The organism is Glycomyces harbinensis, from assembly GCF_900101745.1.
Taxonomy (GTDB): domain Bacteria; phylum Actinomycetota; class Actinomycetes; order Mycobacteriales; family Micromonosporaceae; genus Glycomyces; species Glycomyces harbinensis.
Genome location: NZ_FNAD01000001.1, coordinates 337652 through 357783, shown reverse-complemented (window position 1 = coordinate 357783; position 20132 = coordinate 337652). Strand labels below are relative to the sequence as shown.

Sequence of the window (20132 nt, the reverse complement as noted above, 5' to 3'; positions counted from 1 at the left end):
CGGCAAAGCTCAACCGTGTTCCAGGAGCCTGCGGGCGCGGCCGAGCATCGCCGGGTCGACCATCTGGCCGTCGGCGAGGGTGGCGACGCCGCCGCCTTCGAGCGCGTCGACCACCTCCCGGGCCCAGGCGCGCTCCTCCTCGTCGGGGGCGAAGACCTCCTTGATGACGGCGAGCTGCTTGGGGTGGACGGCGACGCGGCCGCGCAGGCCGAGGGCCCTGCCGCGCTCGGTGTCGGCGCGCAGACCGTCGAGGTCACCGATGGCGGGGTAGGCCGACAGCATCGGCGCGGGGAGTCCGGCGGCGCGGGCGGCGACGAGGAGCCGGACGCGGAGCTGGTCGCGCACGAGCGGGTCGGCGCTGCCGAGGTCGCTGGCGAGGTCGGCCTCGCCGAGGGCGACCTCGTGGACGGCCGGGTGGGCGGCGATGGCGGCGGCGGCCTCGATGCCGCGGGCCGACTCGATGAGCGCGGTGAGCGGCAGGCCGCCTGCGAGCACGGCGACGGCGTCGAGCCTGCGGGGGTCCTCCACTTTGGGGATGCGCAGCCCGACGGCCGCGCCGGTCGCGCGCACGGCGCGGATCTCATGGGCCGCACGCTCGTTGACGCGGACCTGGATCGAGACCTCCGCCGGCGGCGAGGCGAGCCATTCCACGACGTTGGCGAGGGCGTCGGCCTTGGACCGGTCGGGCACGGCGTCCTCGAGGTCGAGGATCACCACGTCGGCGCCGGAGGCGACGGCCTTCTCGAAGCGTTCGGGCCGGTCCCCGGGTACGTAGAGGGCGGTGAGCGGGCTCAAATGATTCCCTTCTCGCGCAGCAGGTCCAGTTGTTCGCGGGTCACGCCGGCCTCGGCGAGCACCGCGTCGGTGTCCTGGCCGTGGCGTCGTCCGGTCCACCGGATCGCGCCGGGGGTCTCGGAGAGGCGGAAGAGCACGTTCTGCATCTTCACGGGCCCGAGCTCCTCGTCCTCGACGGTCTGGACGGTGCCGATGTGGCGGTACTGCGGGTCGGCGAGGACCCCGCGCACGTCGTAGACCGGGGCGATCGCGGCCTGGGCGCCTTCGAACGCGGCGATCACGGCCGCGGTGGACCGGTCGCCGATCCACGCCGAGACGGCCTCGTCGAGTTCGTCGGCGTGCTCGGCGCGGGAGTGCCCGGAGGCGAACCAGGGCTCGGCCACGAGATCGCCGCGCCCGACCAGGCGCATGACGCGCTCGGCGATCGACTGGGAGCTGGTCGAGACGGCCACCCAGTCGCCGTCGCCGGTGCGGTAGACGTTGCGCGGGGCGTTGTTGACCGAGCGGTTCCCGCTGCGCGGCTGGAGGAGGCCGAGCTGGTCGTAGGCGGTGATCTGCCCGCCCAGGAGCATGAGGATCGGCTCGATGATGGCGAGGTCGATGACCTGGCCGTGATCGTCGCGGTCGGCGGCGCGCAGCGCGGTCATGACGGCGAAGGCGGTCGCCAGGGCCGCGACGCCGTCGGCGAGGCCGAACGGGGGCAGGGTGGGCGGGCCGTCGGGCTGCCCGGTGAGGGCCGCGAAGCCGCTCATGGCCTCGGCGAGGCTGCCGAAGCCGGGCCGGGACGAGTACGGCCCGGTCTGGCCGAAGGCGGTCACGCGGGCGACCACCAGGCGCGGGTTGGCCTCGTGGAGCACGCCCGGTCCCAGGCCCCAGCGTTCGAGGGTGCCGGGGCGGAAGTTCTCGATGAGCACGTCCGCTTCGGCGGCCAGGCGCAGGAGCAGCTCGGCGCCCTCGGGGGTACCGAGGTTGATGGTGACGGTGCGCTTGTTGCGCCCCAAGGTCTTCCACCACAGGTTGACGCCGTCCTTCGCGGGCCCGTGGCCCCGCGACGCGTCGGGCTTGGCCGGATGCTCCACTTTGATCACGTCGGCGCCGTAGTCGCCGAGGAAGGTCGCGGCGATGGGCCCGGCGAAGAGCGTGGAGACGTCGAGGACGCGGAGTCCTTCGAGCGGCGCGGTCATGCCGTGTCCCCCAGATCGCGGGCGATGCGGAAGCCGATGCTGCTGGAGCGCTCGACGCCCAGCCCGGGCAGCAGGAACTTCAGGCTGAACGTCGCGTCCTTGACGCCGCCGTCGGTGTACCAGTCCGAGCCTTCGGAGCGGTGTTCGCTGCCGCCCTTGAGCATCGCGAAGCGGGTGACGCCGTCGGAGTGCTCGCTCTCGGTCCAGTTCCAGACCGCGGGCGTGCGCCGCACGAAGCCCGGTTGCGCGGCGGCGAGCTGCCATTCGAACTCGTCGGGCAGCCGCGCGCCGACCCAGGACGCGTAGGCGCGGGCGTCCGCGAGGGACACCCCGGTCACCGGGAGGTGGTCGGCGGCCTCGTCAGTGCCGCACAGGAACCGGTGCTCCACCTGCGGGCGGTAGCCGGTCGCGACGAGGAAGACCTGGTAGGCGTTGAGGGTGACCTCCCGCGCGGCGACGGACACCGGCCCGCGGACGTCGACCTCGACGGTCTCCTCGCGGTCGTCGTGCAGGCGCGGCGGCAAAGGCTTCCACTCCTCGACGTACGGCGCGCCCTGGTAGAAGCCGGTCTCGCGGCGCCGGTACGTGACGTTCAGGCGATGCCGGCCCGGTTCGACGCGCACCGCCACGCCCGGGGCGAACCGCGACTCGGAGACGTCCGGGACGACCCGGACCGCTTCGCGCGCGGGGAAGGCGGCGTCGTCCGAGCCGGGGTCCGCGGCGGCGGCCTTGAGCAGGTCGGCGAGCCACATCGGCTCCTCGGCGCCGGGGGCGAGTTCGAGGACGCCCGCGACGGAGCGACCGGGGACGGTCACCGCGGCGGGGTCGATCGCACCCGCGGTGACGTCGAAGCGCCTGCCGCCCTGCGGAAGCGGCGCTGCGAGTGGGTCGCCGGTCCAGGCGTCTTCGGCCCGGTTGACGATCGTCCACAAGGTTGCGCCGCCCGACGTCCAGCGGGACACGTACACGCCGGCCGAGATCGCCTCGGCGGTCGCACCGTCCAGTGGGGACCACTCCCCCGCGGTGAGGAGGGCGTGCGCGGCGCGCTGCACGCGCAGCATCCGCCGCAGCGTGGCCTCGTCTCGCCGGTTCCAGCCGACCCAGACGCCGAACACGGTGTCCCACACGAGGATGCCGGTGCCGTTCATCCACGCGGACTGGAGCTCCCCGCTGTGGTCGCGGTTCCAGCGGCGGATCGAGTGCATCATGTGGCGGCGCTCGTACCAGTGGGCGCGCTGCACGCCGGGCGCCTCGGAGTCGGCGAACCACTGGGCCCAGCTCAGCAGGTGGTCCTCGACCCGCTGGTTGGGGACGCGGGACTCGCCTTCGAGGACCTGCGGCGGCGTCGCCTCGGACAGGGCGCGCGTCAGGTTCGCGTCGCCCTCCTTGAGGGTGTCGAGGAAGACCCCGTCGACGCCGTACTCGGTGACCAGCGCGGCCAGTTCCTCGGCGTCGGTGCGGCCGGTGCGGCGCGTCCCGGTGTCCCAGGGGTTGTAGTCGAAGAAGACGCGCAGGCCGCGGTCCTGGAAGTCCCGCACCAGGTCCGCGAGGCCGGGGACGCCGCGGTAGAAGTCGAACTGGTTGCGGTCGTCGATCCCGATGATCGGGTAGGCGTGCCACAGGACGAGCCCGTCGAGGCCGCCCTGGCCGGCGATCGACTCGAGGAAGGCGTCCACGGTGAACCGCTGCCGGGCGTGGTCGAACAGCCGCTCGTCCCACAGCCACACCTGGGCGACGGCGTAGGCGCTTGCGGCCCAGCGAGTTTCGGGTCGCTCGTAGGCCGCGCCGCTGTAGCGCAGGCGCTTGCGGGCCTCGTCGCGCCAGGCGGTCAGGTCCTCGCGCCAGGCGGGCCAGTCGGCGGGGTCTTCGGGTGCGGCGAAGATCTTGGCGACGTCACCGGCCTCGGCGTCGATGCGGCCGCCGGGCGGCAGCGTCGTGGGACGGTCGATGGGCCTGGGCACCAGGGGGTTGAACGCGTTGGTGGCGGCCTCGTCGGGGTCGGCGGGAGTGTTCGTCACGACTGGTGCCTTTCACGACTGCGCCCCTTGCGGAAGCGCTCGACTTCTTCAAGGGTCGGAATGGACGGGACGGCGCCTTTGCGCTGCACGGCGATCGCGGCGGCCGCGGTCGCGAATTCCGTTGCGGCGACCAGGGACGCGAGGTCGGTCGAGCGGGTGCCGCGGTCGAGGGCGGCGGCGAAGGCGCCCACGAAGGTGTCGCCCGCGCCGGTGGTGTCCTTGGCGTCCACTTTCACCGCCGGGACCTTGACGGGGTCCTGGCCGGGGACGCCGACGAGGGCGCCGTCCGAGCCGAGCGTGACGATGACGGCGCAGCCGTGCCCGGTGAGCACCGACAGAAGCGAGCGCTCGCCGGTGCCGTCGGGTTCGCCCGCGAGTTCGGCGGCCTCGTGCTCGTTGACCACGAGCACGTCGACCGCGCGGAGGAGTTCGGCGGGGACGGCCGCGCTGGGCGCGGCGTTGAGGATCACGGTGGTGGCGGCCGCGCGCGCGGCGGTCACCGCGGCGCCGACGGTGGCGATCGGCGTCTCCAGTTGCAGTACGAGGAGGTCGGCGGCGGCGATGTCGGCGAGTTCGCCCATCGTGGGGTCCACGAGTGCGGCGTTCGCGCCGGAGTTGACGACGATGGAGTTCTCGGCGTGCTGGTCCACGAAGATCACCGCCGAGCCGGTCGGGGCGTCCACGCGGCGCGCCTGGAGCGTGATGCCCGCCCGGCGTGCCTCGTCGGCGAGCCGGTCGCCCGCCGCGTCGCGCCCGAGCGCGACGATGAACCGCACGTCGGCGCCGGCGCGCGCGGTCGCGATGGCCTGGTTGTTGCCCTTGCCGCCGGGGAAGGCCTCGAAGCCCCGGGACAGGACGGTCTCGCCGGGGGCGGGGATGCGCTCGACCTCGTAGACGAGATCGAGGTTGGCGCTGCCGAGCACGACGACGGTCATCGGGTCACCTCCATGATTGCAATCGCCGGACCGGCACTCCTCGCCGCGGCCACTGGAACGGCTCGCGCGGCCGAGCGGAGGCAGTCACCGACCGGAAAGGCCATGCCCAGCGGCAGTGCCCGCAAAGCGCGGCCAAGGTTGGCGACGACTGGTGCGTTCGGGCTCAACGAGACCGCTTGCGCAACCCGGCCAAGGCCGCCGCTGCCCGGAGCGGCCGCGGCCATCGAGATGGCTCGCGCGGTCGAGCGGAACCTCACGCGGGCTGGAACCGCCGCGCCAGACGACACCGCCGGCGCGGCCCGGTCGAGGCCGGGGATTGTCGGAACGGCCGCGCCTTTCGGGGCGGTCCGAACCGCTCGCACGACCGAGCCGGGACCGGGGCTCGCAAGAACGACCGCGCTCATCGCGTCACCTCCGCGATCCGCATCGCCACCGCCGAACCGAGACCGGCGACGGTCGCAATAGCAGCGCCTTTCGGGGCGGCCCGAACCATTCGCGCGACCGGGCGGAGCCCGGCGCTGTTCAGCATCGATCCGCTCATCGGGACACCTCCACGGTGCGGATCGCCAGCGCGGTGAACCTCGCGCCGTCGAAGCCGGGGACCGAGGTCGCCAGTCGGTCGTCCAGCGGGTCGATCCAGTTGCGCGGCAGGTGCTTCGCCCCTGCCAGTGCCCCCGTGAGCGCCCCCGCGGTCGCACCGACCGAGTCGGTGTCCCAGCCGCCGGAGACGGCCAGCGTGATCGTGCGCTCGAAGTCGCCCGCGCCCCTCGCCAGCGCGAACCCGAGCAGCGCCGCGTTGTTCAGTACATGCACCCAGTGGAGGTGCCCGTATTCCTCGTGCAGAGCGTCGATGGCGCTCTCGTCGTCCAGTTCGCCGCGACCGAGTTCCATGCCCCGCCGCACCGCACCGGCGTAGCGGCTCCGCGCGGGCACCACCGCGAGCCCGGTCTCCAGGACCGCGTCGACCGATGCGCCCGCCACGGCCGCGGCACTCGCGGCCGCGGCGAACATGGCGCCGTAGATCCCGTTGCGGCCGTGGCTCAATCGCGCGTCGGTCCAGGCGAGCCGGGCGGCGTCGAGCGGATCGCCGGGCGCGGTCCAGCCGTACAGGTCGGTGCGGATCTGCGCGCCGATCCAGTCCTGGAACGGGTTGCGCACCTTCCCGGCTTGTTCGGGCTCGTAGCCGTCGAGCAGGTTCCGGTAGGTGATCCGCTCGGCGGTGAAGACGCGCCCGCCCGGCAGCAGGTCGAGCCAGGCCTGCGCGACGTCGCCGGTGGTGAAGCCGCGCCCGGTGCCCTCCAGGAGGTGCAGGGCGATGAGCGGGAAGTTGAGGTCGTCGTCCTCGGGCATCCCGTCGATGTTCTCGGCCAGGCTGGTGGGCCTGCTGCGGCGGTTCCACGGGTGGGCGGCGGCCAGGGCCGGGTCGAGGCCGACCTCGGTGAAGTAGCCGGCGAGCGGCCAGTTCCCGGTGTCGCGGGCGATGGCGCGGATGGCGTGCAGGGGCAGCTTCTCGACGGGTTTGCCGAGGAGGCATCCGGCGGCGCGGCCGAGCCAGGCGCCGTGCACGCGGTCGGCGTAGGCGGCGTCGGCGATGTCCGGCAGTGCGGGTGCGGCGGCGCCTTCCAGGATCGCGTCGAGGTCGTCCGGTTCGTCCAGGATCAGGTTGGGCGGGTCGGGGAGTTCGTCGAGTTCGGTGAGGAGTTCCCTTGCGAGCGTGCGCAGGTGCTCGGGCGCGGGTTGGGGGGAGGCGCCGGAGACGACCGGTTCGGGCGAGCCTCCGGCGTCGGTCCAGCGGCGGCGGGCGCCTGCGGCGTCGCGGCCGTCGAGGTCGGCCGCGACGAGGGCGTGCGGCAGGAGGTCTTCGGGTTGGGTCCAGCTCAGTCGCATCATCGCGCCCCCGCGTAGGCGCCGCGGACTTCGGCGACGGCGGCGGCGCGGGCGGCGTCGGCGGCCCACACGTCGCGGGCGACGGAGGCGATGACGGACCCGGTGGTGGTGATGTCCATGCGGCTGCCTTCGCTGACGCCGGCGACCCATTCCTCGGGGACGGCCGCGAGGCCGCCGAGGGCGCCGGTGATGGATCCGGCCATGACGGCGATGGAGTCGGAGTCGCGCCCGTAGTTGACGGCGCCGAGGACCGCCTCGCGGTACTCGCCCTGCGCGGCGATGACCATGCCGAGGGCGATGGGGAGTTCCTCGATGGACTTGGTGCGGCTGGGGATGCGGGCGTCCATGGCCGGGGCGCGGTAGTCCGGGCCGACGGTGTCGAAGGGTTCGACGGCGCGGCGCAGGTCGGCGAGGCCGTCTCTCCAGTCGCTCACGCGGGAGGCGGCGTCGGCGACCGCTTCGATGGCGGGCCGGGTGCCGTCCTTGGCGAGGCGGACGGCGGTGTCGACGACGGAGTCGACGTCGGCGCCGGGGCGCATGGCCTCGGCCACGGCCGCGGCGAAGACCCCGGCGGCTTCGCGGCCGTAGCTGGACTGGTGGGCTCCGGCGACGTCGATGGCCTCAGCGTAGGCGGCCTCGGGCGATCCGGCGTTGACAATGCCGATCGGGGCGACGTACATGGTGGCGCCGCAGTTGACGATGTTGCCGACGCCGGCGATGCGCGGGTCGATGTGCCCGTAGTGCAGTCTCGCAACCAACCACTTCTCGGCGAGGAACACGCGGTGCAGGAGCAGTGCCTCGGACTCCAGTTCGGGGATCCAGCGCTTGTCGCCGATGAGGAGTGGCACGAGGTGCTCGGCGATGGCGTGGGCGTCGAGGTGGTCGCGGACGGTGTCGTAGACGTCGACGAGCGCCGAGGTCATGAGCGTGTCGTCGGTGATGTGCCCGTCGCCCTTGTGGTAGGGGGCGATGGGCCTGGCGTTGCGCCAGTCCTCCAGGAACGGGGGCACGATGCCCTCGATGAATCCGCCGTAGCGCTGCTGGATCGCCTCGGGCGTGTTCCCTTCGGCGGCGCCGCCGAGCGCGTCGCCCACCGCCGCTCCTGCGAGCGCTCCGGTGGCCTTCGACTCGAGCGTGTCCTTCAGCGGCAGGGTCATCGTGTCTCCTTGCAATCGGGTGTTCGGTGGCGTCCGCCGGGGCGGGCCCGGGGCGGGCGGGCCCCGGCGGACGCGTGTCGTGTGCGTTGCGGCGGTCAGCCCAGTTCGGACCAGCCGTCGGTGAGCTGCTGCCGGAGCTGCTCGGCGGTGATCTCGTCGGCCAGGTACTGCTGGAGCGCGGGCGTGGCGAACTGGTCCTTCCACTGCGGGTAGTTCACGGCCGCCTGGAACGGTGCGGCGGTCAGGCCTTCGCCGGAGGCGAGGATGGCCTCCCAGCCGTTCTCGCCTGCGGTCTGCTCGGCGACGAGGTCGCGGGCCTCGTTCGAGGACGGGATCAGCCAGTCGCCCTGGGCGAGCGCGGCCTGGTGCTCGGCCTGCATGAAGAAGTCGATGAAGGCCGCCGAGCCTTCGACGTTGTCGGATTCGGCGGACACGGACATGGTCTGCGGGTTGGCGGCCTGGACGGGTCCGGCCGGGCCGGCGAGCGGGGGCAGGACGGCCCAGTTGAAGCCCTCGGGCGCGGATTCGGTGATCTGCTGGGCGACGTAGTTGCCCGCGACGTACATGGCGTACTTGCCGTCGAAGAAGCCCGGCAGGACGTCGGAGCCCGACTGGGTGAGCGAGACGGGGTCGAGCGATTGGTCCTCGTAGGCCATCGCGTGGATGCGTTCGGGGACGGCGAGTTCGTTGTCGCCCACTTCGATCGAGGCCGCGTCGCCTTCGCCGGAGAAGAAGGTCCCGTCGAAGCCCAGGGCCAGGTTCATGACGGCGGCGGTCGGCTGCTGGAGGCCCCAGCCCACGCCGTAGGCGCCGTCGGCGGTGAGCTGGGTCGCGAGGGCCTGGAAGTCGTCCCAGGCGAGGGTCTCGCCGGCGGGGATCTCCACGCCGGCGTCGGCGAACGCGTCCGTATTGACGAATACCACATAGGACTGGAGCAGAGTCGGGGCGGCGACGACCGCGCCGTCCCCGGCCGTCACGGACTGCCACACGTCGTCGGAGACCGCGCCGGTCGTCTCGTCGCTGAGGTGCGGGCCCAGGTCCGCCAGGTAGCCCTGCTCGGCGAAGCCCATGATGTCGGCCGACTCGTCGTGGATGACGTCGGGCGCGGTGCCGCCCTGGAACTGGGTCACGAGCTGGTCGTGGACGTTGTCCCAGGAGCCCTGCACGAGTTCGACCTGCGTGTCCGGGTTCTCCTCGTTCCAGGCGTCCACGATCGACTGCGTCGCGGCGATCGTGGTGTCCTGGAAGGCGAGCGACTGGAACGTGATGGTGCTCGATTCGCCTTCGTCGTCGCCGACCCCGAAGGCCGAGCAGCCGGTGAGCGCGACGAGGGGTAGAGCCAGTAGGCCCGCGACGGCGCTGTTGCGAGTGCGCATTGGTGTCTCTCTTTCGATAGTGAACGGCATCGGTCAGCCCTTGACCGCGCCGCTGAGGAGTCCGGCGGTGAGCCGTTTCTGGATGAGCAGGAAGAAGACGAGGCTCGGGATGCAGGCCAGGAGCGCGGCCGCGGCGAGCTGGCCGAGCTGGACCTGCCCCTCGGCGCCGACGAAGCGGGCCAGCGCGAGCGGCAGGGTCTGCATGTCCGGGTCCTGGATGAGCACGAGCGCGAAGAAGAACTCGTTCCAGGAGTTGATGAACGTGAACAGGCTGGTGGCGACCAGGCCGGGGGCGAGCAGCGGCAGGACGACCTTCCAGAGGGTCTTGAGGCGCCCGGCGCCGTCGACGGCACTGGCCTCCTCGAGTTCGACCGGGATCGCGGCGACGTAGCCCTGGAGCATCCACAGCGAGAACGGGAGCGACCAGACCGCGTACACGAGCACGAGCCCCAGGAGGGTGTTGACCAGTCCGATGTCCTTGAGCAGCAGGAACAGCGGGATGATGATGAGGATGAACGGGAAGACCTGGCTGAGGAGGATCCAGCCGGTGGCGACCGCGCGCATCCTGGTGCGGAAGCGGACGAGCGCGTAGGCGGCGGGCAGGGCCACGGCGGTGACGATGAGGGTGGTCGTGACCGCCACGAGGAGGCTGTTGCCGGCGGCGGTGTACAGGTTCGCCTTGTCGATCGCCGCGGTGAAGTTGTCGAGGTTGAGCTGCTGGGGCAGGAGCCCGGCGTCGGGCGACTGGAGTTCGCGGGGCGTCTTGAACGCGGTGGTGAGCAGGAACAGCAGCGGGAACGCCAGGAAGCACATGTAGGCGAGCAGCGCCAGGTACTGGAGCGGCCGGGCGTAGGGGCTGCGTCCCACGGTCTTGGGCATGGTCGTCACTGGAGGCGCCTCCGCATCTGGCCGCGCAGGTAGAAGAGCAGGAACGCGCCGATCAGGATCACCATGACGTTGCCCATGGCCGCGGCGTAGCCGAAGTTGCCGTAGCGGAAGGCCTCGTTGTAGGCGAACAGGCTCGGGAGCATGGTGGTGCCGCCGGGGCCGCCCGCGGTGAGCACGAAGACGAGCGCGAAGGAGTTGAAGTTCCAGATCAGGTCGAGGGTGGTGATCGCGATGACGATGGGCCGCAGGGCGGGGAGCGTGACGTGCCAGAAGCGGCGCCAGGTGCTCGCCCCGTCGATGGCGGCGGCTTCGTTGAGTTCCGCGGGGACGGACTGGAGTCCGGCGAGGAGGGTGACGGTGGTCTGGGGCATGCCGGCCCAGACGCCCACGATGATGACCACGGGCAGGGCGATGGAGGCCTCGCCGAGCCAGTTGACGTCGCTGGGGAGGCCGACGGCGTCGAGCATCCGGTTGACGGGCCCGTAGCCGGGGTTGAGCATGAGCTGCCACATGATCGCGATGATGACCGGCGGCATGGCCCACGGGATGAGCGCGAGGGTGCGGGCGAGCCAGCGCAGCCGCAGGTCGAGGTTGAGCAGGAGCGCGAGGCCGAGGGAGGCGAGGAACTGGAGGATCGTGACGGAGAAGGCCCAGACGAGGCCGATCCTGAACGATTCCCAGAACAGGCCGTTGCCGGCGAGCTCGACGTAGTTGTCGAGGCCGTTGAAGTGGGTCTCGGCGTTGAGTCCGGCTTCGGCGTCGGTGAAGCCGAGGAGCACGCCGTACACGAGCGGGTAGACGCTGAAGAGCATCACCGGCAGGAGGGCGGGCAGGACCAGGAGCCAGGCGTCGCGGCCGTCGGTGCCGCGGCGGCGCTTGCGGCGCGGGGCGGCGGCTTCGAGGGCGGCGGTCACGCGGCCTCCTGTGTGGATTCGCGCACGGAGAGGCTCGGGGCGATGACGAGCCGCTGGACGGGGGCGTCCGGGTCCTGGATGCGGCGGATGAGGAGTTTCGCGGCGGCCTTGGCGCGCTTGGCGGAGCCGAGGTCGACGCTGGTCAGGGACGGGGTGGCGAGTTCGGCGGCGTCGGTGTCGTCCATGCCGACGACGGCGACGTCCGCGGGGACGCGGGCGCCGGCGGCGGCGAGTTCCTTGAGGGCGGCGACGGCGAGGAGGTCGTTGGCGCACACGATGGCGTCGGGGCTGGACTGGCCGAGGAGCTGCGCGGTGGCGCGCCGTCCGGCCCGGTAGGTGAATCCGGTGGCGGTGACCTGGAGTTCGCTGCTGGTGGTGAGGCCGAAGCGTTCGACGGCAGCGAGGTAGCCGGCGAGTCGGGCGGCGCCGGGGACGGTGTCGACCGGGCCGTTGACGAGCGCGATGCGGCGCCGGTCCTGGGCCACGAGGTGTTCGACGGCGAGGCCGATGCCGGTGGCGGAGTCGGCGCGGACGTTGTCGAGTTCGACGTCGGCCGGGAGGGTGCCGATGACGACGATGGGGAGGCGGCTGCCGCGCATGGCGGCGATGAGGTCGGCGGTAATGCGCAGGGGGCTGAGGAGGAGGCCGTCGGCGTAGCCGCGGTTGAGGCTGGAGAGCAGGTCGATCTGGTCGGCGGGGTCCGAGCCGGTGGAGGAGACGACGAGGCGGTAGCCGGCCTTGCCGACGATGCTGGTGACGGTGCGCATCATCTGGACGTAGACGGGGTTGCCGACGTCGGCGACGGCGAGCGCGATCTGGTCGGTGCGGCCGGTGCGGAGGGTTCGGGCGCTGGTGTCGGGCACGTAGCCCAGTGCCTCGGCGGCCTCGCGGACGCGCCGGGTCATCTCCTCGGAGGCGCCGCCTCCGTTGAGGACCCGCGACACCGACGCCACGGAGACACCGGCCCGCGCGGCGACCAGCGCGAGGTTGGACTTCTTCGTCTCGGCCATGCGCAGCCCCTGTTTTCGTCGTTGAAAACGTTCTTAAGAACGATTTCAGCGAACGTATCAGAGGTTTTCCCACCTGTCACGCGGGCAACGGGGGCGAGACGTGTTGCCTGAGCCGGAAGCGTTGGGCCCCAGGCGAAGTGCCGAAGGTTACAGCTTGATAACCGCGGTGTAGGAGTGGCCGTTCAGCCCCGGCCGTCCTCGCCGTCCCATTCGGCCATGAACTCGTTCACGAACGCGACCAGGACGCCGTGCCGGTGCTCGGCCCGCCGGGCCCCGGCGTCGGTGGACATGCGGCCTTTGAGCAGCAGGAGCTTCTCGTGGAAGTGCGCGATGGTGGAGCCCTTGGCGCTGCGGTACTCGGTCTCGGTGGCGTGCAGGCGCGGCGCCTCCTCGGGGTCCCACATGGCCCGCCGGTGGAGGCCGCCGTACGCGAAGGCGCGGCCGATGCCGATCGCGCCCATGGCGTCGAGCCGGTCGGCGTCCCTCACGCAGCGCCCTTCGAGGCTCAAGGGCGCGTCGGGGACGCCCGCGCCCTTGTAGGAGAGGTCGGCGACGATCCCGGCGACGTGATCGGTGTCCTCCGCGGACAGGCCCTGCTCGGTGCAGAAGCGCCGGGCGGCCTCCTCCCCCGCGGTGAGCGAGCCCGAGAGCTTGAAGTCGCCGATGTCGTGGAGCAGCGCGGCGAGTTCGGTGAGGAAGCGGTCGGCGTCCTCCTCGCGGGCGAGTTCGACGGCGAGGTTGCGGACGCGGTGCACGTGCCACCAGTCGTGGCCGCCGGAGTCCCCGCCGAGTTCGGCGCGGGCGTAGGCCTCGGCGGCCTCGAGGACCTTCACGGTGCGGGGCGAGTCCTGGGTGTCGATGATGCGCTCCTTCGGTTGCGGACGAGCGAGCGTACCGGACCGCGGGCCCGGGCGGGCGCACCACACGCGCCGGTCCGCGGTTCGACTGGTCCGCAGCGGTACCCGGCGCCCGAGGCTCAGCAGGTGTTGTCGTTGATCTCGAGGTAGGTGATGGTGACCAGCTCGTCGTAGTGGGTGGGGGTGCCGCCCTCGGGATCGGTGTAGAGCACGCTGCAGTCGGTCGCGCCGTTCTCGGGATCGACCGTGCTCCGCTCGAGCTTGAGGTTCTCCCAGCCCGCCTCGTATAGCTCGTTCCAGGCGTCGGTGTACCAGATGCCCCACACGTCGGGGAGGTTCGCCGCGCCGCCGTCGACGGAGCCGGCGTCGTCGGACTCCTCCTCGGTGGCCTCGCCGCCACCGCCGCCGGTGTCCTCGTCGTCCTCCCCCGCCTCGGTGGTCGGGCCGCCCTCGCCGTGCTCGGTCTCCTCGGCCGAGGTGGCGTCCGAAGTGGAAGGCGCGGCGCTCGAAGGGCTCTCGGAGTCCATCGCCTCGGCGCCGCTGTTGCTCCGCCAGTCCAGGGCGCCGAACGTGCCCTGCTCGCCGATGACGCCCTCGGCCATGCCGAACCACGGCGAGAACATCAGTGCGACCGCCAGGCCCGCGATCGCGAGCACCGTGCCGACGAGAGCGATCGCCGTGCCGCGCCTGGTTTTGCGCAGCCCGGCGTTCGGCGAGGTCGGTGCCTCGGGTCCGGGCGGGGTGACGTGCGTCGCCGGGCTCGGCACGTGGGCGTACACGTGCGAGGGCAGCGGCTGCGCCGCGAACGGGTTCGCGATCGCCTCGCCGCTCGCCTCGGCGAGCGCGGCCGCGCTGGGCCAGCGCTGGTCCGGTCGCTTGGCGAGGGCCCGGAAGACGGTCGCGGCGGGCGCGGGCGGGACGGTCTCGGGCAGTTGCGGGGGCGGCTGGTTCAGGTGTCCGTTGAGGATGGTCCCGGCGGTGTCGCCGGTGAACGGCGGGTTCCCGGCGAGGCATTCGTAGGTGACGGCGCCGAGCGAGTAGATGTCGGTGGCGAAGTTCAGCTCGCGGCCTTCGAGCTGCTCGGGCGAGGCGTAGTAGAGGGTGCCCAGGAGCATCCCGGTCTCGGTGATGGCGGTGCGCCCGGCCGAGAGCGCGATGCCGAAGTCGACCAGGACGGCGCGGCCGCGGTTGTCGAGGATGATGTTGGCGGGCTTGACGTCCCGGTGGATGATCCCGGCCTCGTGGGCGCACTGGAGCGCTTCGGCGACTTGCGCGCACAGGCGCATGGCCTCGGCCGGGGCCATGGGCCCGTCGAGGAGGCGCGCGGTCAGGGAGCGGCCCTCGATGAGCTCCATGACCAGGTAGGACAGGAACGCGCCCGTCTCGTCCTGCATCTCGCTGTAGTCGTAGAGCGCGGCGATGCCGGTGTGGCGCAGGGCGGCCACGGACTGGGCCTCGTGCTCGAAGCGGGCGCGGGCGACGTCGTCGTCCTCGAAGCCGGTCTTGAGGATCTTGATCGCCACGGCCCGTTTGAGGCGCAGGTCGAAGCCGCGCCAGACGGTGCCCATGCCGCCGGAGGCGATCGTCTCGTCGAGCCGGTAGCGGTCGGCGATGAGCGTTCCGGGTTCCACGGCGGTACCTCGCGGTCGTCAAGGGGTGAACAAAGGGGTGGAACGACAATCCTAAAGGACCGGTGCTCCCGGTCGGGCCGGTCAGTCCTCTTCGACCGGTCGCGGTGCGATGAGGAGTCCGTAGACGGTGACCGCCAGTGCGGCGGTGGCGTAGAGCGAGATGGCGGCCGTGGTCTGGAAGGCGTCGAACAGGAGGATCGCGACGATGGGCGCGAGGGCGCCGCCGAAGACGCCCGCGACCTGGTAGCCGAGCGAGGTGCCGGAGTAGCGGACCTCGGTGGGGAACAGCTCGGCGATGAAGGCGGCCTGGGGTCCGTACATGGCGGCGTGGAAGACCAGCGCGCCGGTGACGGCGAGGACGACCATGAGGGTCGATCCGGTGTCGAGCATCGGGAAGAACGCCCAGGACCAGGCGGCGGCGAGGGCCGCCCCGGCGATGGCGATGCCCCTGCGGCCGTGGAGGTCGGAGAGGCGCCCGAACCAGGGCACCAGGAACAGCTGGACGCCGGAGGCGATCACGACGGCGAGGAGTCCGGTGCTGCTGGGCAGGCCGACCTCGTCGGCGAGGTAGGTCAGCAGGTGGAGGGTGAAGATGTAGAAGGCGACGTCGACGCCGATGCGGACGAGGAAGGACGCGACCAGTGCGGGGCGGTGGCGGGCGAGGACTTCGAGCAGGGGGTTGTCGGTCCGGGGCGGGAGTTCGGCGAACATGGGCGATTCGGCGACGCGGTGGCGGATCCACAGGCCCACCAGGGCGAGTGCGGCGGAGACGAGGAACGGCAGCCGCCAGCCCCAGGTCGCGAAGTCGGACTGGTCGAGCACGGCGTTGGCGGCCGCGAGGATGCCGACGGCGAGGATGTTGCCGGCGGGGACGCCGAACTGGACCCAGGCGGCGGCGAGGCCCCACTCGCTGCGGCGGGTGTGCTCGATGGACAGCAGGACGGCGCCGCCCCATTCGCCGCCGAGGCTCAGGCCCTGGGCGAAGCGCAGGAGCATGAGCAGGACCGGCGCGGTGGTGCCGATGGAGGCGTGGGTGGGCAGGATGCCGATGAGGAAGGTGGCCATGCCCATGAGCAGCAGCGTCACCGACAGGACGTTGCGGCGGCCGATGCGGTCGCCGAGGTAGCCGAAGGCGACGCTGCCGATGGGCCGGGCCACGAAGCCGACGCCGTAGGTCGCGAAGGCCAGCAGCGTGCCGGTGGCGGCGTCGGAGCCGGGGAAGAACAGCGGCCGGAACACGAGTGCGGCGGCGGTGCCGTAGAGGAAGAAGTCGTACCATTCCAGGGAGGTGCCGACGGCGCAGGCGGCGATGACCTGGCGCGGGGTGCGGGCGCGTACGGGCGCGGCGGTGCTCATGCGCATCCTTCGAACTGCGGGATGGGCGGGTTCGCGACGTCGAGCCCGGCCTGGCCGAACCATTCCTGGAGGTAGCGCTCCATGGTCCCGGTGTTGTACATCTCGGTGATGGCGCGGTTGAGGGCCTCGCATCCGGCGGTGTCGCCCGGCTGCATGCCGATCCCGATGCGTTCGCTGGAGAAGCGGATGTCGAGGATCTCCAGGCCGAGTTCGGGTCGGCTGTCGAGGAGTCCGGCGAGGATGAACTCGTCGGTGGCGACGGCGTCGAACTCGCCCGCGGCGAGGCCGTCGAGGCAGGTCGAGTAGGTGTCGACCTCTTCGCGCTCCACGTTGACGCCGTGCTCGACCTTGATGCGCTCGAACACGTTCGCGCCGGTGGCCTCGCAGATGGTCTTGCCTTCGAGGTCGGCGAGCGCGGTGATGGACTCGTCGGCGCCGCGGACCAGGAGGTTGAACGACTCCAGCACGTACGGTCCGGCGAAGTCGATCTGCTGCTTGCGATCGGGGGTGATGGAGAAGGCGGCGAACACGAGGTCCACCTCGCCGGTCTGGAGGAAGGTGATCCGGTCGTCGGCGTCGAGCGGGACGAACTCGGCCTCGATGCCGAGGTCGTCGGCGATGTGCCGCGCCACCTGGACGTCGAAGCCGTCGTAGGTCCCGTTGGCGTCGGCCTCGCTGATGAGCGGGTAGTCCCTGAAGACGCCGATGTGCAGGACGTCCTTGTCGAGGATGGACTCGTCCTCGTCGGCCGCGCAGGACGTGAGCGCGGCGGCCATCGCGGCGCAGGCCGCCCCGGCGGCAAGGGTTCGCAGTCGGTTCATCGGTCTCCTCTCAGGACAGTTCGCGCAGTCGCGGGACGATGCCGCTGAAGGTGAACACGGCCAGGGACACGAGCGCGGCGGGCAGGAGGAACGCGAAGTCGGCGATGGCGCTCTCGCCTTCGCCGATGGCGTCCGCGAAGAGGTCGAGGTGCCTGCCCGACAGGTCCTTGAGCGCGGCCTCGTAGTCGGCGATCGCGGCGACGACCGTCGCGAGGCGCTCGGAGGGCGGCGCGTCGCTCGCGCGCATGGCGGCGTCGGCGCGGATGAGCGCGGTGTAGGCCGCGAGGGCGTCGTCGCCGCTGGCGCTGCCGTCGAGGCCGACCGCGACCAGGCCGGTGTCGGAGGGGGCGCCCTCGAGCGAGGCCGCGTACTCCTCGAGGTTCCCGGCTTCGACGTAGACGAGCTGCTGGGCCTTGTCGAAGTAGGTCTGCTCGTAGACGTCGGCGCGTTCGGGGTCGAGGAGGAACCGGATCTGGTCGGCGTGGAGGCTGTTGGAGATGGCCTTGGCGCGTTCGAGGGACAGTGCGGCGTCGAACCCGTCGGTCTTGGCCTCGGCGAGGGCGTCGCGTTCGGCGTCGAGCACGACGACGCCGGTGTACAGGTAGAGGCCGGTGACGGCGGTGGCCACGAGCAGTGCGGGGCTGAGGAGCCGCCGGAACGTCTGCGCGAAGTAGACCTGGAGCCAGATCAGGGCCGCGAGCGCGGCCGCGCCGGCGAGGGCGACCGCGGGAATGCCGAACCGGATCGCGGACTGGGCCTCGTCGTGGGCTTCGCGGACGATGGTGCCGTTCTCGAGGGTGAGGTTGTAGGCCTGCGGGAGGATCCAGCCCTGCATGAGGTCGGAGGCGGCGCGGTAGGCCTCCAGGACCGCCTCGGGCACCTGGCCTTCGGTGTAGGCGGCCTGCTCGGACTGGAGCAGGGCTTCGGCGGCGAGCTGTTCGTACTCCCCGTAGTAGGTCATGATCGATTCGATGGTGTCGCGCTGGGTCGCGGCCGCGCCCGCGAGCCGGTGGGCTTCGAGGAGGGACGCGGCGATGTCGCCGCGCAGGCGGGCGTATTCGCGGGCGGCCGCCTCGGTGGCGTCGGGGTCGGTCTCGCCCAGGAGGATCGCGGTCGCGACCTGGGTGTCGGCGTCGCTGAGGGCGAAGTAGAGGTCGGCGGTGGCGACCACCTGCGGGCCGGACTCGTGGCCGATGGTGTCGAGGGCGTCCCGGGAGGCGACGACGGCGAAAGCGAGGCTCGACACCATCGCGACGAGCGCGATCACCACGACGGCGGCGCGCGACCACAGCGAGGTGGTGCCGGTGGTCCCCCGGCGGAGTCCGAGTCGGCCGAGGGCGGCGTCGTCGCGAGAGGCGGTCACGGGCGGCTCCCCTCGGTGTCCTTGCGGTGCAATGTGATCGCGGTGAAGAATCCGATGTTGATCACGTCGTCGGGGGCGAGCAGGCGGGGAGCGCCGGATTCGAGCCGCACGCCCGAGACGTAGGTGCCGTTCTTGGAGTCGAGGTCGGTGACGGTCCAGTCGTCGCCCTCGCGCTGGAGGACGGCGTGGACGTGGGAGACGCCGAGGTCGGCGGCGGGCTTCTCGGCGAGGTTGACAGGGGGCAGGGCCTTCCCGCCGGGCCGGACCCGGCGGACGCGGCCGATCTCGACGGCCTCTCCCCGCAGCCGGACGGTGCGTTCCGGTGCGTAGGAGGGGAAGACGGGCCGCTCGTCGCCGCGGGTGGCGGCGGTGTCGTCGTAGTAGCCGCGGTCGACGTTGATGCGGACTTCGAAGTCGGCCACCAGCACCGGCGGGGTCGGGGGGTCGGTCTCGGCGGCGTATCGGGTGCCGCATTCGGGGCAGTACTTGTGGTCGCCGCCGCGTACGGCGCCGCAGGAGGAGCAGCGGGCCTTGGGCGCCATGAGGAACGTCGGGTTCCTGGGGAGGCCGACCGAGTCCGACATGGGCATCGCGCATGCGGTGCACAGGTCGGGGTCGGCGGAGGCGTGCCCGTTGGGGCACCGGAAGGTCATGACGGCTCCTCCTTGCGGCCGAGGACGGTCCGGCTGCCCTCCATCTCGTAGCTTCCGGTCATCGCCGACTTCAGGTCGCCGTCGCTGACCTTCTGGCGGATTCTGACGGACTTGGTGTCCGGGTCGTAGACGGCCAGCCTCCCGAGCGTGTGCATCAGGCCGTCGAAGCCGCCCTCCTCGGCGAGGCGGTACGCGCGCTGCGCGGCCTGGGTCGCCGTGTCGAAGTCGCCGGCGTCGATCGCGCGCACGGCCGAGTCGATCTCGGCACTCACCTCGCCCTGTCCCAGCAGGGCGGCGACCTGCGGATCGATCGCGAGGAACTGCGAGCGCTCCTCGGTCCACCTGACGATGACGCGCTTCTCGGCGACGAGCTCGTCGCCGCGCCACACCTCGATCAGGACCTGGAGCCGCATGCCCAGGCCGGTCGGGGGGAAGTCGAACCGGAGCAGGTACTCGCGGGTCTCGGTCCCCCACGCGGCCAAGGGGAACGCCCAACCCTCCTCGTCGTCGTCGAGCGGCCGCCGATGCCCGGCGAGGTCCTGTTTGACCGGGACCATCTGGCTCAGCGACTCCAGTTCGGTCTCCTCGGGCACGACCACGTGCAGTTCGACGTCGGCGGCGGCCTTGGACATGGCGTTCCCGCTGATCTGCGTGAAGTACTCGGGCAGAGCCGCGAGGTCCTCGCAGAACTTGAACGTGCCCTGGAAGCGCTCGGCGAGTTGCGCGAGCTCGTCGGGGTCCCAGTCCAGGCCGATGCCCACCGAGTCGCACCGGAACTTCCCGTGGCAGTAGTCCAGGTCGGCGTGGTAGCCGAAGGTGTTCTGCGTGACCTGGCCGTCGGTCAGCAGCAGCACCTGCCCGATCGCGGCGGGCCGGGTGGCCAGGATGTCGGCCGCGCAGCGCAGCCAGGCGCCGATCGAGGTGGAGCTGCCGCCGTTCATCGCGTCGATCGCGGCGCGGGCGCCGGCCCGGGTCCGGTCGTCCGCCTGGGCGAGCGTCCCGTCGAGCGGGTACTGCGGGACCGCTTCGGTGGCGCCGGCGACGACCGAGAAGTAGGCGCCGTCGCGCAGGACGTCGACGGCGGCCTTCGCGGCCCGTTTGGCCTCGGTGAACTTGTCGCCGTACATCGACCCGGACCGGTCGATCACGATGATCTCGGCGACCTCGGCCGTCGAGTTCCCGTCGGTCTCGCTCGTGATCGCGACGGCGGCGTCGAGCCGCGTGTCGCCGGCGGCCAGCCAGCCGTTGTACCCGACGGTGAGGTCGAATGCGGTGCTCACGGGTTCC

The 20132-nt window shown here is 71.9% G+C and carries 17 protein-coding genes; all 17 read right to left on the bottom strand.

Annotation, left to right across the window (positions count from 1 at the left end):
- Positions 1-9 precede the first annotated feature (9 nt).
- On the bottom strand, positions 10-795 hold the full coding sequence (locus BLQ63_RS01485; RefSeq protein ID WP_091027372.1) for an HpcH/HpaI aldolase/citrate lyase family protein: 786 nt from the start codon (positions 793-795) through the stop codon (positions 10-12).
- Complete coding sequence (locus tag BLQ63_RS01480; protein WP_091027371.1) at positions 792-1979, bottom strand: CaiB/BaiF CoA transferase family protein; 1188 nt, start codon at positions 1977-1979, stop codon at positions 792-794. The genes BLQ63_RS01485 and BLQ63_RS01480 overlap by 4 nt, the downstream gene beginning before the upstream one ends.
- On the bottom strand, positions 1976-3997 hold the full coding sequence (locus BLQ63_RS01475) for an SUMF1/EgtB/PvdO family nonheme iron enzyme (RefSeq protein ID WP_091027370.1): 2022 nt from the start codon (positions 3995-3997) through the stop codon (positions 1976-1978). Before BLQ63_RS01475 ends, BLQ63_RS01480 begins: the two co-directional genes overlap by 4 nt.
- Entirely contained in the window at positions 3994-4932 is a 939-nt protein-coding gene (locus BLQ63_RS01470; RefSeq protein WP_091027369.1) for a ribokinase, read from the bottom strand. The genes BLQ63_RS01475 and BLQ63_RS01470 overlap by 4 nt, the downstream gene beginning before the upstream one ends.
- A gap of 537 nt (positions 4933-5469) precedes the next feature.
- Positions 5470-6822, bottom strand: coding sequence for an ADP-ribosylglycohydrolase family protein (locus tag BLQ63_RS01465; RefSeq protein ID WP_091027368.1), 1353 nt, complete (start codon positions 6820-6822; stop codon positions 5470-5472).
- The gene (locus BLQ63_RS01460) at positions 6819-7976 is read right to left on the bottom strand and encodes an ADP-ribosylglycohydrolase family protein (protein ID WP_091027367.1); all 1158 of its coding nucleotides are present in this window, start codon (positions 7974-7976) and stop codon (positions 6819-6821) included. Before BLQ63_RS01460 ends, BLQ63_RS01465 begins: the two co-directional genes overlap by 4 nt.
- A 95-nt stretch (positions 7977-8071) precedes the next feature.
- Entirely contained in the window at positions 8072-9352 is a 1281-nt protein-coding gene (locus BLQ63_RS01455) for an ABC transporter substrate-binding protein (protein WP_091027366.1), read from the bottom strand.
- A gap of 33 nt (positions 9353-9385) precedes the next feature.
- Positions 9386-10231, bottom strand: a complete 846-nt coding sequence (locus BLQ63_RS01450; RefSeq protein WP_091028553.1) for a carbohydrate ABC transporter permease — start codon at positions 10229-10231, stop codon at positions 9386-9388.
- Between the two features lie 5 nt (positions 10232-10236).
- Positions 10237-11154 carry a carbohydrate ABC transporter permease gene (locus tag BLQ63_RS01445; protein ID WP_091027365.1) on the bottom strand — a complete coding sequence of 306 codons (918 nt, stop codon included), beginning with the start codon at positions 11152-11154 and terminating at the stop codon, positions 10237-10239.
- A complete protein-coding gene (locus BLQ63_RS01440; RefSeq protein WP_091027364.1) occupies positions 11151-12164 on the bottom strand; it encodes a LacI family DNA-binding transcriptional regulator in 1014 nt (337 codons plus the stop codon). The genes BLQ63_RS01445 and BLQ63_RS01440 overlap by 4 nt, the downstream gene beginning before the upstream one ends.
- Before the next feature lie 182 nt (positions 12165-12346).
- Positions 12347-12997 (bottom strand): HD domain-containing protein, encoded by a 651-nt coding sequence (locus BLQ63_RS28175; protein WP_177154736.1) that lies wholly within the window; start codon positions 12995-12997, stop codon positions 12347-12349.
- Positions 12998-13140: 143 nt separating this feature from the next.
- A complete protein-coding gene (locus BLQ63_RS01430) occupies positions 13141-14652 on the bottom strand; it encodes a serine/threonine-protein kinase (RefSeq protein ID WP_091027363.1) in 1512 nt (503 codons plus the stop codon).
- A gap of 81 nt (positions 14653-14733) precedes the next feature.
- Positions 14734-16008 carry an MFS transporter gene (locus BLQ63_RS01425; protein WP_091027362.1) on the bottom strand — a complete coding sequence of 425 codons (1275 nt, stop codon included), beginning with the start codon at positions 16006-16008 and terminating at the stop codon, positions 14734-14736.
- Positions 16005-16829, bottom strand: a complete 825-nt coding sequence (locus BLQ63_RS01420) for a substrate-binding periplasmic protein (RefSeq protein ID WP_091027361.1) — start codon at positions 16827-16829, stop codon at positions 16005-16007. Before BLQ63_RS01420 ends, BLQ63_RS01425 begins: the two co-directional genes overlap by 4 nt.
- A gap of 10 nt (positions 16830-16839) precedes the next feature.
- Complete coding sequence (locus BLQ63_RS01415; protein WP_091027360.1) at positions 16840-18192, bottom strand: hypothetical protein; 1353 nt, start codon at positions 18190-18192, stop codon at positions 16840-16842.
- Positions 18189-18845: an FHA domain-containing protein gene (locus BLQ63_RS01410; RefSeq protein ID WP_091027359.1), complete on the bottom strand. Its 657-nt coding sequence runs from the start codon at positions 18843-18845 to the stop codon at positions 18189-18191. Before BLQ63_RS01410 ends, BLQ63_RS01415 begins: the two co-directional genes overlap by 4 nt.
- Positions 18842-20125: a vWA domain-containing protein gene (locus BLQ63_RS01405; protein WP_091027358.1), complete on the bottom strand. Its 1284-nt coding sequence runs from the start codon at positions 20123-20125 to the stop codon at positions 18842-18844. The genes BLQ63_RS01410 and BLQ63_RS01405 overlap by 4 nt, the downstream gene beginning before the upstream one ends.
- Positions 20126-20132 lie beyond the last annotated feature (7 nt).